This window comes from Pseudomonas sp. (genome assembly GCF_033723075.1).
Taxonomy (GTDB): domain Bacteria; phylum Pseudomonadota; class Gammaproteobacteria; order Pseudomonadales; family Pseudomonadaceae; genus Aquipseudomonas.
The window spans coordinates 125,193-139,569 of the sequence record NZ_JAWVXU010000013.1; the positions used below are offsets into that span (position 1 = coordinate 125,193).

Sequence of the window (14,377 nt, forward strand, 5' to 3'; positions counted from 1 at the left end):
CATGGTTGTCATTCCGCTCAAGCCGTACATGGCAAGCGCGCGGTCGAATGGTGGTGTCGGCTGTGCGGCAGTGGTGACCCTGGCCTGACGATGCTGCAGGGGCTGGTCGCATTGGTCATCAGCCTAACAGGCTGCGGAGCGTGGGCCGGGGATCTGGCAAGTGCCCCGCCTGCCGCCAGAGGCGTCATGCGCAAATGCCCGGCGCAGCTGTCAGCGCGGCAGTTTGAGGTTGTTCCAGATGGCCAGACTCGGTTCTGCCAGGTTCATGCTGTAGAAGTGCAGGCCCGGGGCGCCTCCCTGCAACAGGCGTTCGCACATTTCGCTGATCACCTGCTCGCCGTAGGCGCGGATGCTGTCGCTGTCGTCGCCGTAGGCCTCCAGCTGCTTGCGTACCCAGCGCGGGATCTCGGCGCCGCAGGCGTCGGAGAAGCGTGCCAGCTTGCTGTAGTTGGTGATCGGCATGATCCCCGGCACCACCGGGATATCCACGCCAAGCTTGCGTACCCGCTCAACGAAGTAGAAGTAGCTGTCGGCGTTGAAGAAGTACTGGGTGATCGCGCTGCTGGCGCCGGCCTTGGCCTTGCGCACGAAATTGGCGATGTCGTCCTCGAAGTTGCGCGCCTGCGGATGCATCTCCGGGTAGGCGGCGATTTCGATGTGGAAGTGATCGCCGGTCTCTTCACGGATAAAGCCGACCAGCTCGTTGGCGTAGCGCAGCTCGCCGCTGGCCATACCCATGCCGGATGGCAGGTCGCCACGCAGGGCGACGATGCGCTCGATACCGGCGTTCTTGTACAGGTTGAGCAGCTCGCGCAGCTCGGCCTTGGAGTCGCCGACGCAGGACAGGTGTGGCGCAGTGCTCACGCCGACATCGTTATTCAGCTGCAGCACGGTATTCAGGGTGCGGTCGCGGGTCGAGCCACCGGCACCGTAGGTGCAGGAGAAAAAGTCCGGATTGTAGGCGGCCAGCTGGCGCGCGGTGTTCAGCAGTTTTTCATGCCCGGCTTCGGTCTTGGCGGGGAAGAACTCGAAGCTGTAACGGCGTTCTTGAGACATAGAAGGTTCCCTTCAAGCGTAGGGTGGGCCTGCGCCGCAGGCCGCTTGAGCCAAGGCTCGCAACGGTTTCTGTGCGGCGCGTAACCCACCCTGCGGGCTACTTAGTAACGATAGGCGTCCGGTTTGAACGGGCCTTCCTGGGTGACGCCGATGTACTCCGCCTGCTGCTTGGTCAGCTGGGTGACCACGCCGCCGAAGCCCTTGACCATCTCCAGCGCCACTTCTTCGTCGAGTTTCTTCGGCAGCACTTCCACGGTCAGGCGTTCGGCTTTTTGCGCGGGGCTCAGGTCGGCGTACTTCTGGCCGAACAGGAAGATCTGCGCCAGCACCTGGTTGGCGAAGGAGCCGTCCATGATCCGGCTTGGGTGGCCGGTGGCGTTGCCCAGGTTGACCAGGCGGCCTTCGGCCAGCAGGATCAGGTAGTCGTCGTTGTGCGCATCGAAGCTGCCGGGACCGGTACGGTGGATCTTGTGCACCTGCGGCTTGACCTCTTCCCAGGCCCAGTTCTTGCGCATGAAGGCGGTGTCGATTTCGTTGTCGAAGTGACCGATGTTGCACACCACGGCGCGCTTCTTCAGGGCGGTGAGCATATTGGCGTCGCAGACATTGACGTTGCCGGTGGTGGTGACGATCAGGTCGATCCTGCCCAGCAGGGCCGCGTCGATGCTGGCGTCAGTGCCGTCGTTGATGCCATCGATAAATGGCGAAACCAGTTCGAAGCCGTCCATGCACGCCTGCATGGCGCAGATCGGGTCGACTTCGCTGACCTTGACGATCATGCCTTCCTGGCGCAGCGATTGCGCCGAACCCTTGCCCACGTCGCCGTAGCCGATCACCAGCGCCTGCTTGCCGGACAGCAAGTGGTCGGTGCCGCGCTTGATCGCGTCGTTGAGGCTGTGGCGGCAGCCGTACTTGTTGTCGTTCTTGCTCTTGGTCACCGAGTCATTGACGTTGATCGCCGGGACTTTCAGGGTACCGGCCTTGAGCATGTCGAGCAGGCGGTGCACGCCGGTGGTGGTTTCTTCGGTGACGCCATGCATCTTGTCGAGCATAGCCGGGTATCTGTTATGCAGGATCTCGGTCAGGTCGCCGCCGTCATCGAGGATCATGTTGGCGTCCCACGGCTGACCGTCCTTGAGGATGGTCTGCTCGATGCACCATTCGTATTCGGCTTCAGTCTCACCTTTCCAGGCGAACACCGGGATGCCGGCGGCGGCGATGGCCGCGGCGGCCTGATCCTGGGTGGAGAAGATGTTGCAGGACGACCAGCGCACTTCGGCGCCCAGGGCAATCAGGGTCTCGATCAGCACGGCGGTCTGGATGGTCATGTGGATGCAGCCGATGATCTTTGCGCCCTTGAGCGGTTGCTCGGCGGCATACTTGCGGCGCATGCCCATCAGGGCGGGCATTTCCGATTCGGCGATGATGATTTCGCGGCGGCCCCAGGCGGCCAGGGAAATGTCGGCGACCTTGAAGTCGGTAAAATCGGCAGGCATCAGTACAGCGCTCATAAATGAGTTCTCCATTCGTTTGTGTCGAATGGGCGCCGTTGATGCGTATGGTTAACGCCCCATCCGAGCCTGACAAAACCCTGAAGAGCAGGGTTTGCTGCAGCGCCCCTCGGACAGGTGGCGGGAACGACCGGGCTGTGCCAGTCGGGTGAAACCTGGCGATTATAGCGATGCCGGGCGCCAAGCCCAAGGCTTTCCGTCGCTCGCGATGGAACTGGGTGGTAGCCTTGGCCCATTCCGCCGCAATGGACCGAACATGGGCAATCACAAGAGCGAGATTCGTCGGCGCAACGTCGACAAAATCCTTCTGGCCGCCGAACAGGTCTTCGCCGAGAAGGGCTATGGCGGCACTGCCATGGGCGACATCGCCGAACTGGTCGGGCTGCCGCGCTCCAACCTGCACTACTACTTCAGCACCAAGGACGACCTCTACCGCGCGGTGCTGCTCGGCCTGCTCGAGGTGTGGAAGCAGGATGCGCTGTGCTTCGAGATGTACGACGATCCGCGGGTGGTGCTCAGCACCTATATCCGCGCCAAGATGAACCACTCGCGCACCCGCGCCCATGGCTCCAAGGTCTGGGCCGACGAGATCATCCACGGCGCCCCCATGCTCGGCGAAACCCTGGATGACAGCTTGTACAGCTGGGCGAAGATGAAGGAGGCGAAGATCCGCCAGTGGGTCGAGGACAAGCGTATCCTGGCCGTCGAGCCGTCCGCCTTGCTCTATATGATCTGGGCCTCGACGCAGCACTATGCCGACTTCAGCCACCAGGTCGGGGTGCTCAACGATCACCAGGCGCTATCCGACCTGCAGTTCGAGCGGGCGGTGCAGACGGTGACCAGTGTGATCTTGCGCGGGATTGGGTTGGAGCCATAATCGGTTGGTTTTCGCGGGCATGGCCCGCTCCTAGGTGTTTCGCCAAGGAGCGGTGGGGACGCCTAGGCCATGCCCGCGATCGGTGGTTAACTGGCCACGCGGTACGGATTGCGCGGGTCGTGGTTCCAGTCGAGGAAGGGCCTGCCAGTGTCCTGGGGCACCATCTCGATGCAGTCCTGCACCGGGCAGGTGATCTGGCACAGGTTGCAGCCCACACACTCTGCGTCGATCACTTCGTACTTATGCGTGCCGTCGGCCTGGGTCAGGCTGGCAATGGCCTGGTGCGAGGTGTCTTCGCAGGCGATATGGCAGCGGCCGCAGCCGATGCAGGCGTCCTGGTCGATCTTGGCGATCACCTGGTAGTTGATATCCAGGTACTTCCAGTCGGTGGTATTGCCCACCGCTTTGCCCGAGAAATCCTGCAGGCTGGTATGGCCCTGACTGTCCATCCAGCGCGACAGGCCGTCCTTCATCTCTTCGACGATACGAAAGCCATGCAGCATGGCCGCCGTGCACACCTGCACCGCGCCGCAGCCCAGCGCCACGAACTCCGCCGCATCGCGCCAGCTGCCGATGCCGCCGATGCCGCAGATCGGCAGGTCGCGGGTTTCCGGATCGCGGGCGATCTCGGCGACCATATTCAGGGCGATGGGTTTGACCGCCGAGCCGCAGTAGCCGCCGTGAGTGCTCTGCGTCCCGACGATGGGGTGGGCGACCATGCGCTCCAAGTCGACGCTGGTGATCGAGTTGATGGTGTTGATCAGCGACACCGCATCGGCGCCGCCGCGATGGGCCGCGCGGGCGGACAGGCGCACGTCGGTGATGTTCGGCGTCAGTTTGACGATCACCGGCAGCGAGCTGTAGGTCTTGCACCAGCGGGTGACCATCTCCACGTATTCCGGCACCTGGCCGACCGCTGCGCCCATGCCGCGCTCGGGCATGCCGTGGGGGCAGCCGAAGTTCAGTTCGATACCGTCGCAGCCGGTGGCTTCCACCAGCGGCAGGATGGCTTTCCAGGATTCCTCGACGCAGGGCACCATCAAGGACACGATCAGCGCGCGGTCCGGCCAGTCCTTCTTCACCTGGGTGATTTCGCGCAGGTTGATTTCCAGCGAGCGGTCGGTGATCAGCTCGATGTTATTAATCCCGAGGACGCTCCTGTTAGCCCCGAAATGCGCCGAGTAGCGCGACGATACGTTGACCGCTGCCGGGTCTTCACCGAGGGTCTTCCACACCACGCCGCCCCAGCCGGCCTCGAAGGCGCGGACTACGTTGTAGGCCTTGTCGGTGGGCGGTGCGCTGGCCAGCCAGAACGGGTTGGGTGCCTTGATACCGGCGAATTCGATGGATAGATCGGCCATTTATGCGGCCTCCACATTGAGCATCAGATGAGAGTGGATGGCCTCGGCGGCCAGCTTGCCGTGCTGCACGGCTTGCACGGTGAGATCCTGGCCGAGGGCGGTGCAGTCGCCGCCGGCGTACACACCGGGCACGCTGGTTTGCAGCTGGGCGTCGACCCAGATGCGTTCGCCCTCGCGCTTCAGTTCACTGGCTAGCGGGTCGCTCAGGGCCTGGCCGTCGAAGGCCTGGCCGATGGCGCTGAAGATGGCGTCGGCGGCCAGCTCGAAGGTCTGCCCGGTGCTTTGCAGGCGGCCGTTTTCCAGGCGGGTGCGGGCGAAGCGCATGCCGCGCACCTGACCCTGTTCATCGAGCAGCACGGCGTCAGGTTGTGCCCAGGTCAGCAGGCGCACCTGATTGGCTTTGGCAATGTCCTGCTCGTGTTCGGTGGCGCCCATTTCCTCGAAGCCACGGCGGTAGACCAGATTGACGTCGCGGGCGCCGAGCTTGCTCATCTGCACCGCCATGTCGATGGCGGTATTGCCGGCACCGAGGACGATGCAGCGCTCGGCCACGGGCAGTTGGCAGAGGTCGTCGCTCTGCCGTAGTTCGCGGATGTAATCGGTGGCGGCCAGCAGGCCCGGTGCGTCTTCGCCCGGCAGACCGAGGCGTTTGCTGGCGGCCAGGCCGATGCCGAGGAACACCGCGTCGAACTGCTGGTGCAGTTCGCTCAGGCTGAGATCGCCGCCCAGTTTTTGCCCGTGGCGGATCTCGATGCCGCCGATCTGCAGGAGGAACTCCAGTTCGCGCTGGGCGAAATCGTCGACCAGTTTGTACTTGGCGATGCCGTATTCGTTGAGCCCGCCGGCTTTCTCGCGGGCCTCGAAGATCACCACCTCGTGACCATGCATGGCCAGGCGATGGGCGCAGGACAGCCCCGCCGGCCCCGCGCCGACCACGGCGATGCATTTGCCGCTGGCCGGGGCGCGCTGGAACGGGTGCTCGCTGAACTGCGCGTTGTCGATGGCGTAGCGCTGCAACAGGCCGATCAGCACCGGCGCGCATTCCTGGGCGTTGTTGCGCACGCAGGCCTGCTGGCAAAGGACTTCGGTGGGGCAGACGCGGGCGCAGCTGCCGCCGAGGATATTCGCCGAGAGGATCTTCTCGGCCGCACCCTGAACGTTTTCATGGCTGATATTGCGGATAAACGAGGGGATGTCGATCTCGCTGGGGCAGGCGTTGACGCAGGGCGCGTCGTAGCAATACAGGCAGCGAGCGCTTTCCAGGGCGGCCTGGCGAGCGGTGAGCGGCGGGGCCAGATCGCTGAAACGATCGGCCAGTTCGGCGGCGCCGGCATGCGGTCGCGGCAAATGGCTGAGGGTGTCTATCACGGTAATTGCCTCACGGTTTTGTGGCTTTTATTGGGCAGTTAACAGCGGATAAGCGGCCGTCCGGTCTCTGCGGACCGGTGTGGTGGAATGGGTTGCAGTTGTTTTTTTGTGGGAGGGGTTTAGCTGCGACAGCTCCTGAGCTATCCACATTTTCGCGGCTGAAGCGGAACGCCGCCCGACCCCTCCCACAGGTTCTTCTGTGTCCCTGGCTCAGCGCTCGACGGCAATTGGCCGGTTCAGCTCGGCGCGCTTGCTCAGCAGGTCGAACACCGCCGGGTAGGCTGGCCGCTCGACGTAACGGCCGGCGCCGCGTTCGGCGCGCAGCTCGCCATCGACCCAGACCAGCTTGCCCTGGCTGATGGTGTGGCTGGGCACGCCGCGCACGGTCTTGCCTTCGAAGATGTTGAAGTCGACCTGCTGGTGATGGGTCTTGGCCGAGATGGTCCGGGTGCCTTGCGGGTCCCAGAGCACCAGGTCGGCATCGGCACCGACGCGTAGCGCGCCTTTGCGCGGGAACAGGTTGAAGATTTTCGCGGTGTTGGTGCTGGTCAGCGCGACGAAGTCGTGGATCGTCAACTTGCCGCTGTTCACCCCTTCATCCCACAGCACGGCCATGCGGTCTTCGATGCCGGCGGTGCCGTTGGGGATCTTGCTGAAATCGTCGCGTCCGGCGGCTTTCTGGTCGGCGCAGAAGCAGCAGTGGTCGGTGGCGGTGGTGTGCAGGTTGCCCGATTGCAGGCCGCGCCACAGTGCCTCCTGGTGCCCGCGCGGGCGGAACGGCGGGCTCATCACATAGCCGGCGGCGGTCTGCCAGTCCGGGTGGCGGTAGACGCTGTCGTCCAGCAGCAGATGGCCGGCCAGCACCTCGCCGTACACCGGCTGGCCCTTGGCACGGGCGTAGGTGATTTCATCCAGGGCTTCCTTGGTCGAGACGTGCACCAGGTACAGCGGCGTACCCAAGGTTTCGGCGATGCGAATGGCGCGACTGGCGGCCTCGCCTTCGACCTGCGAGGGCCGCGACAGCGGGTGCGCCTCCGGCCCGGTCATGCCCTGGGCCAGCAGTTTGTTCTGCAGGTGGTAGACCAGTTCGCCGTTCTCCGCGTGCACGGTGGGCACTGCGCCCAGCTGCAGGCAGCGCTCGAAGCTGGCGACCAGGGTGTCGTCGGCGGCCATGATGGCGTTCTTGTAGGCCATGAAGTGCTTGAAACTGTTGACCCCGAATTTCTCCACCAGCTCGCCCATCTCGGCGGCGACCTGCTCGCTCCACCAAGTGATGGCGACATGGAAGCCATAGTCGGACGCGGACTTCTCCGCCCAGCCGCGCCAGGTGTGAAAGGCCTCGAGCAGCGACTGCTGCGGGTTGGGGATGACGAAATCGATGATCGAGGTGGTGCCACCGGCAAGACCCGCGGCGGTGCCGCTGAAGAAATCCTCGCTGGCCACCGTACCCATGAAGGGCAATTGCATATGGGTGTGCGGGTCGATGCCGCCGGGCATCAGATACTGGCCGCTGCCGTCGAGCACCTGGCAGCCGGTCGGGGCGTCGAGGTTGTCGCCGATGGCCTGGATCAGACCGTCGGCGCAGAGCACATCGGCGCGGTAGCTTTCCTCATGGGTGACCAGGGTGGCGCCACGGATCAACAGCGACATAGCGAGTTCCTCTCGGGCTGACCGGTGCATGCCGGTTCTTGGTGTTATGACCTGCCAGGCGAGAGGTTTTATTCCTGTCACGCCTGACAGGAATTGAATCTAGTCGCTACCAAACGATTGATCAAGAATATTTTTTAACGAACGTATTTTGTTTTAACGTGTTGAAAACAAACATAAAAATATATAAAAAAGCAAAATGGTGCACGCCATAATCATTTTGACGCACTTGACAAGAACCAAATATGGTCAAGATTTCCTATGGAAAATCAGCCGGTTGAGTGCGGCCTGTGAGCGGCTCCGGCTGACGGAAGAAAGTTTGCCTGCACCAGTTTGAATCCTGACCATAAAGACAGGCTTGTCTGGTCACCTATGTGGCAAGCCGACGAGAGTCCCCCGAGGAGGGCGATAGATTCTATAGAACTGTTAATAATCAGATGGTTGGCGCGTTTTTTCGGGGATTTTCAGTGCGTGTGTGAGGCTTTCGGCACGCTTATTGATTGTCGCCGTTATCACGCTGGCCGGTGCTGAGACGTAAAAATACTCCGGCCATCGGCTTAGCCTGATGAGCGAACAATCAGAACAATTCCTGGAGAGGCCGTATGCAACAGAGCAGATCGCAAGTGACCGAACGCGATGGCTTGTACGAACTGGCCGCTGGCCCCGACGTACTCGACAGTCCGCGCTATAACCACGACATCGCCCCGACCAAGGTGCACGAGCGCACCTGGAACAAGTGGCATATCACCGCGCTGTGGGTTGGCATGTCGATCTGTGTGCCGACCTACACCCTGGGTGGCGTACTGACCGCCTACTTCGGCCTGTCGGTGGGTGAGGCGCTGCTGGCGATCCTGCTGGCCAATGTCATCGTGCTGGTGCCGCTGACCCTGAACGCCTTTCCCGGCACCAAGTACGGCATCCCGTTTCCGGTGTTGCTGCGCTCCTCGTTCGGGGTGATCGGTTCCAACGTGCCCTGTCTGATTCGCGCCGTGGTGGCCTGCGGCTGGTTCGGCATTCAGACCATGTTCGGCGGCCTGGCCATTCACCTGTTGCTCGGGTCGATCTTCGAGGGCTGGAAGAGCCTGGGTGGCACCGGTGAGGTGATCGGTTTCATGATCTTCTGGACCCTCAACCTGTGGGTGGTGCTGCGCGGTGCCGAGTCGATCAAGTGGCTGGAAACCCTGTCCGCGCCGCTGCTGGTGCTGGTCGGTGCCGGTCTGCTGGTGTGGGCGCTGCCCAATGTGTCGATGAGCGAGTTGCTGGCGCAGCCGGCCAAACGCCCGGAAGGCGCCAGCGTCACCGGCTACTTTCTCGCCGGGTTGACCGCCATGGTCGGTTTCTGGGCCACCTTGTCGCTGAACATCCCCGACTTCAGCCGCTACGCCAAGAGCCAGAAGGACCAGATCATCGGCCAGATCATCGGTCTGCCGCTGACCATGTTCCTGTTTGCCGCCCTCGGCGTGGTGCTGACCGCCGCTTCGGCCTCGCTGGTTGGGGAAACCGTGTCCGATCCGGTCAGCCTGATCGGCCATATCCAGAGCCCCGGCTGGGTCGCCCTGGCCATGGCGCTGATAATCGTCGCCACGCTGTCGACCAACACCGCGGCCAATATCGTCTCGCCGACCAATGATTTCCAGAACCTCGCGCCCAAGCTGATCAACCGGACCAAGGCGGTGATCCTCACCGGCCTGATCGGTCTCGGCCTGATGGGTCACGAGCTGCTGAAGAAGCTCGGCCTGCTGGTCTCCGACCTGAGTCTGGAGAGCGTCTATTCCAACTGGCTGCTGGGTTACTCCAGTCTGCTGGGGCCGATTGCCGGGATCATGGTGGTGGACTATTTCCTGATCAAGAAGCAGCGCCTCGACCTGGCCGGGCTGTACCGCGACGACGTCTACCCGGCGTGGAACTGGATCGGCTTTGTCGCCTTCGCCGTGCCAGTGGCATTGACCCTGATGTCACTGGGCAGCAGTGCGTTCAGCTGGTTCTACGACTACGGCTGGTTTACCGGCTCCTTCCTTGGCGGGCTGATCTATTTCGGCCTGTGTCGCCTGCGTAGCGCGCAGCCGGTGGTGGCCAAGGCGCCGGTTTAAGGCAACAGCACCGCGAGCAATGACAGCCCGCACCTGTAGGAACGGGCCACGCCCGCGATGCGATCCAACAGACCTACCGCGAACCCTGCGTCCCACGGAACGGGTTCGGTCAGACAACCAGCAAGCCTGAGGAGATCGGCATGAACATGGCAGAAAATGTCCTGCAATCCAGCCAGCTACATATCAACAGCGAGCGCCTGTGGCAGTCGCTGATGGAACTGGCCCAGCTCGGTGCCACCGTCAAGGGCGGGGTCTGTCGTCTGGCCTTGACCGACCTCGATCGCCAGGCCCGCGACCTGTTCGTGCGCTGGTGCGAGGAGGCCGGCTGCACCGTGACGGTCGATGGCGTCGGTAATATCTTCGCCCGTCGTGCCGGGCGTAATCCCGCCTTGCCGCCAGTGATGACCGGCAGCCATATCGACACCCAGCCCACTGGCGGCAAGTTCGACGGCTGCTTCGGCGTGCTGGCCGGCGTCGAGGTGCTGCGCACCCTGAATGACCTGGGCGTGCAGACCGAGGCGCCACTGGAGGTGGTGGTCTGGACCAACGAGGAAGGTTCGCGCTTCGCCCCCTGCATGATGGGCTCCGGGGTGTTCGCCGAGAAGTTCACCCTGGAAGAGACCCTGGCCAAGCGCGATGCCGAGGGCGTCAGCGTCGGCGAGGCCCTGAACGCCATCGGCTATGCCGGCACTCGTGCGGTAACGGGGCATGCGGTGGGGGCCTATTTCGAGGCGCATATCGAGCAGGGGCCGATCCTCGAGGACCAGCACAAGACCATCGGCGTGGTGCTCGGCGCGCTCGGGCAGAAGTGGTTCGATCTGACTCTCAAGGGCGTCGAGGCCCATGCCGGGCCAACCCCGATGCACCTGCGCAAGGACGCCCTGGTCGGCGCCGCCGCCGTGGTCGCCGCGGTCAATCGGGTGGCCCTGGAGCATCAACCGCACGCCTGCGGCACGGTCGGTTGCCTGCAGGCCTATCCCGGTTCGCGCAATGTGATTCCGGGCGAGGTGCGCATGACTCTGGACTTCCGCCATCTCGAGCCGGCGCGCCTGGATTCGATGATCGAGGAGGTGCGCGGGGTGATCGAGGCGACCTGCGCCCAGCACGGCCTGAGCTTCGAGCTGACCCCCACCGCCGATTTTCCGCCGCTGTATTTCGATCAGGGTTGTGTCGAGGCGGTACGCGGCGCGGCGCAGAGCCTGGGGCTGACCCATATGGATATCGTCAGCGGTGCCGGCCATGACGCGATCTTCCTCGCCGAACTGGGCCCGGCCGGGATGATCTTCGTGCCCTGCGAAGGCGGCATCAGCCATAACGAGATCGAGAATGCCGCGCCGGGGGATCTGGCCGCAGGCTGCGCGGTGCTGCTGCGGGCGATGCTGGCGGCGTCGGCGGCCGTCGGCAAAGACCAACGGGCGGCCTGATTGGCCGAAATGTCATCCAAATAGTGCGCTTGAGTCGTGGACGACCGCCGGTCGGCAGTACAAGCTTGGGGCCCGCTGCGAAACGTCAACAGACCCCAAGCTATGGAATGCCCATGACAACTGCCTACTGGTGCGTACTGATCGCACTGTTTCTACCTTACCTGTCCACCGTCACGGCCAAGGCCGTCAGCGGTGGCTTCAGCCCCAGGCACAACCATGACCCGCGCGCTTTGCTCGCCGGTCTCGAAGGCCTCGGCCGGCGCGCCAACAATGCCCAGCTCAACAGTTTCGAGGTCACTCCGGCGTTCGCCGCGGCGGTGATCATCGCCCACCTGGCCGGCGGCGCCGAGCAGGGCTTGCTCGATCAGTTGGCCATCGCCTTCGTCATCAGTCGGGTGCTGTATTGGCTCTGCTACCTGGCCGATTGGGCCGCAGTACGCTCGCTGGTGTGGTTCGTCGGCATGGGCCTGATCATCAGCCTCTTCGTGGTCTCGGCTTGAGCCGCTGATCGCTGCGGCAACACACCACGCTTGGCCCGCTGGCAATGTATGGCGATACTGTCGGCCTGTTAGCCCAAGCTGTTTGTCGTGAAGGTGTTATGAAGCTGAAAAGCCTGTTCCTCGTTGTGCTTGCCCTGACCCTGACTGCTTGCGGGGGTGTCGATCCGAATTCACCGCAGGGCCAGCGCCAGGCCATCTTCAAGCAGATGCTCAAGGTCAGCGAAGACCTCGGCGGCATGCTGCGTGGGCGCATCGCCTTCAAGGAGCAGGGTTTCGTCAGCGGTGCGGCCGAACTCGATCGACTGACCCGCACGCCCTGGCAGCACTTTCCCCAGGTCAGGGAAGAGGGCGGCGAGACCCGCGCCAAGGATGAAGTCTGGCAGCGCCAGGAGCGCTTTCAGCAACTTGCCCGCGAGCTCGAGGCCGGCACTGCCGCGCTGGTCGCCGCGACTACCGCCCGCCCGCTGCAAAGCGCCGAGCTGGTCGCGCCCGTGCAGCGCGTCGAGGACGGCTGCAAGGCCTGTCACGAGGAGTTTCGCGCGTTCTAGGGTTAACCCCAGGCCCGATCGAGGCATCGGTGCGGATATGTGGTGCGCGCGGCGCACCCTGCCAGGTGTCCTGCTGAATAGCTAAAAACCCTCGACGCCTGCCGTGCGCAGTCGCTCGCGCAGGGCTTGGACTTCCGGGTGGCGAAAGAACGCCTGCAGCTGCGCCGCGCGGCTCGGGCCTATGCCTGGCTGGCGCTGCCACTCCCCGCTGCTGCGTTGCACCAGCTCATCCCAGTTGTCCGCCAGGGGCGCCACGCCGCTTGGCGGCAGGCCGAGCGCGCGCAGCCAGTCGGCAAAGGGGCGTTGCCGGGCCAGGGCAAAACTCTGTTCGAGCTTGCCGGCGCTGCGCGGGCCCAGACCGGGTACCGCGCCCAACTGCACGGCGGAGAGCGTCAGCCAGTCGAGCAGGCCGTCGAGTTGCTGCGCCTGCAACAGCTTGTCCCAGGTGCCGGGGCCGACCCCGGGGAGCGCCAAACCCTGTTTGCCACTGAGCCAGGCCAGGCGTGCGCGAAACTGGCTGGTGCAGGCCGGCGTTGCCCGCCAGCAGCTCAGCGGATGGTAGTCGTCGGCTTGCGGTGCCTCGATCACGGGGCGTTGCTGGCTGCGCCAGACCACGCTGTCCAGTCTGGGAATGGTCAGCCCGGCCAGCTGGATGGCGACCTGATCGCCGGGGCGAATGTCCAGGGTGCGCCAGCGCTGCAGCGAGCCGAGGCTGACAAATTCTATCCTGCGCTGGTCCAGTCTGATCGGCTGCAGGCGCAGCACCGGGGTGATCCGGCCGCTGCGGCCAATGCGAAAACCCACCGCCTGCACCACCGCCAGCGCCTGGCTCAAGGGGTATTTCCAGGCCGCCGCCCAGTGCGGTGGTTCGGCTTGCCAGCGTCCTGCCAGCGGTCGGTTGCCCTGGCGCAGCACCACGCCGTCGCTGGCGAAGGGCAGGGCGCTGCGGTACCAGTGTTCGCGCCAGTGGCTGGCCTGGTTGAAGTCGCCGATCGGCTGGCTGAACCGTTGGCTGTCGGCAAAGCCCATGGCGTCGAGGCGCTGCAGGCGCTCGCGCATCTCGGCCGGGCCGTCCGGCCAGTCCCAGACGAACAGGCCGATGCCGGCGGCGTCTGCTTCGCCGAGGCTGTGGCGCGCCAGTAATCCGGCGACCCGGCCGCGTGCGCCGAGGCCGCGAGTCTCGGCTTGTACGTGTCGGGGCAGGCGCCAATAGAGTTCGCCTTGCAGGGTCAGGTCGTGCGGCGTCGGCAGGCGTTGCGGAATCGCCGGCAGGCGCCGTGCCTGAGCCGTCCAGTCCTGGCCGTGACGGCCGTCACCACGGCTGATGGCCTGCTGCAGAAGGCCGGCGCGATAGACCAGGGTCACCGCCACGCCGTCGACCTTGGGCTGGATCCACAGGTCTTCGCGGGTCGCCATCCAGTCGCGCACCGCGGCGCTGTCCGCCAGCTTGCGCAGCCCGGTCTGCGCCACCGGATGGGCAATGCGCCCGGCGCTGCCGGCCAGGGGATCAGGCAGCGGCGCGCCGATCCCGGCAAAGCAGCTGCGCCACTGCTCCAGGCGGGCGCGCGCCTGGTCGTAGACTTCGTCGGCCACCAGCGACACGCCCCGGCGGTGATAGGCCTGGTCCCAGGCGGCGACCTGAGCGCCGAGTGCGGCTATTTCAGCCTTGGCCTGCGCCGCAGGCCAGTCGGGGCAAGGGGCGGCCCAGGCATCGAGGGTAAGGGCAATGAGGAGTAGAAGCGTGAGCCGGGCTTTCATCATGAGCATCCTTGCTCGGGCACCAGGCTTTACAGCCTAGCAGGCCGTTGAAAAACTACCTGCGTTGGCAATACTGCGTTAAAAACAGGCTCGGAATGCTCATTTACAGCTCGTAAACTCCGCTTCCTCGCCTGCTTTTGCCTTGTCTTGCCTACCTCGCCTACGTTTTTCAACGGCCTGCTAGTCCGTTTTCTGCGGACAACAAAAAGCCCCGCACCAGGCGGGGCCTTTGAGTCG

At 64.2% G+C, this 14,377-nt stretch carries 11 protein-coding genes and 1 riboswitch; of the genes, 5 read left to right on the forward strand and 6 right to left on the reverse strand.

All coding sequences use genetic code 11. From position 1 onward, the window contains the following. Nucleotides 1–210: 210 nt before the first annotated feature. Nucleotides 211–1,056 (reverse strand): methylenetetrahydrofolate reductase [NAD(P)H], encoded by an 846-nt coding sequence (gene metF, locus R3355_RS16395; RefSeq protein WP_318947629.1) that lies wholly within the window; start codon nucleotides 1,054–1,056, stop codon nucleotides 211–213. Between the two features lie 101 nt (nucleotides 1,057–1,157). Continuing rightward, complete coding sequence (gene ahcY / locus R3355_RS16400; protein WP_318962119.1) at nucleotides 1,158–2,567, reverse strand: adenosylhomocysteinase; 1,410 nt, start codon at nucleotides 2,565–2,567, stop codon at nucleotides 1,158–1,160. A 23-nt stretch (nucleotides 2,568–2,590) separates the two neighbouring features. Further along, nucleotides 2,591–2,684: riboswitch (S-adenosyl-L-homocysteine riboswitch) on the reverse strand. 139 nt (nucleotides 2,685–2,823) lie between these two features. Here ahcY and R3355_RS16405 point away from each other — a divergent pair. Beyond that, nucleotides 2,824–3,444 (forward strand): TetR/AcrR family transcriptional regulator, encoded by a 621-nt coding sequence (locus R3355_RS16405; RefSeq protein ID WP_318962120.1) that lies wholly within the window; start codon nucleotides 2,824–2,826, stop codon nucleotides 3,442–3,444. 86 nt (nucleotides 3,445–3,530) lie between these two features. Here the strand turns inward: R3355_RS16405 and preA are convergent, their stop codons facing one another. The 3 genes from preA to hydA all read right to left on the reverse strand — a co-directional run bounded on the left by preA (nucleotide 3,531) and on the right by hydA (nucleotide 7,823). After that, entirely contained in the window at nucleotides 3,531–4,805 is a 1,275-nt protein-coding gene (preA, locus tag R3355_RS16410; protein WP_318962121.1) for an NAD-dependent dihydropyrimidine dehydrogenase subunit PreA, read from the reverse strand. After that, entirely contained in the window at nucleotides 4,806–6,173 is a 1,368-nt protein-coding gene (locus R3355_RS16415; RefSeq protein ID WP_318962122.1) for an NAD(P)-dependent oxidoreductase, read from the reverse strand. Between the two features lie 210 nt (nucleotides 6,174–6,383). Beyond that, nucleotides 6,384–7,823 (reverse strand): dihydropyrimidinase, encoded by a 1,440-nt coding sequence (hydA, locus tag R3355_RS16420; protein ID WP_318962123.1) that lies wholly within the window; start codon nucleotides 7,821–7,823, stop codon nucleotides 6,384–6,386. A 599-nt stretch (nucleotides 7,824–8,422) separates the two neighbouring features. Here hydA and R3355_RS16425 point away from each other — a divergent pair. The 4 genes from R3355_RS16425 (at nucleotide 8,423) to R3355_RS16440 (ending at nucleotide 12,382) form a co-directional block, all read left to right on the forward strand. Then, the gene (locus R3355_RS16425; protein WP_318962124.1) at nucleotides 8,423–9,910 is read left to right on the forward strand and encodes an NCS1 family nucleobase:cation symporter-1; all 1,488 of its coding nucleotides are present in this window, start codon (nucleotides 8,423–8,425) and stop codon (nucleotides 9,908–9,910) included. A gap of 140 nt (nucleotides 9,911–10,050) precedes the next feature. After that, nucleotides 10,051–11,334 carry a Zn-dependent hydrolase gene (locus R3355_RS16430; RefSeq protein ID WP_318962125.1) on the forward strand — a complete coding sequence of 428 codons (1,284 nt, stop codon included), beginning with the start codon at nucleotides 10,051–10,053 and terminating at the stop codon, nucleotides 11,332–11,334. 113 nt (nucleotides 11,335–11,447) lie between these two features. Continuing rightward, nucleotides 11,448–11,834, forward strand: coding sequence for an MAPEG family protein (locus R3355_RS16435; protein WP_318962126.1), 387 nt, complete (start codon nucleotides 11,448–11,450; stop codon nucleotides 11,832–11,834). Between the two features lie 98 nt (nucleotides 11,835–11,932). Then, nucleotides 11,933–12,382, forward strand: coding sequence for a cytochrome c (locus tag R3355_RS16440; protein ID WP_318962127.1), 450 nt, complete (start codon nucleotides 11,933–11,935; stop codon nucleotides 12,380–12,382). A gap of 81 nt (nucleotides 12,383–12,463) precedes the next feature. On the opposite strand, the gene ligB is transcribed toward R3355_RS16440, so the two are convergent. Next, nucleotides 12,464–14,149 carry an NAD-dependent DNA ligase LigB gene (gene ligB / locus R3355_RS16445; RefSeq protein ID WP_413243527.1) on the reverse strand — a complete coding sequence of 562 codons (1,686 nt, stop codon included), beginning with the start codon at nucleotides 14,147–14,149 and terminating at the stop codon, nucleotides 12,464–12,466. Nucleotides 14,150–14,377: the final 228 nt, after the last annotated feature.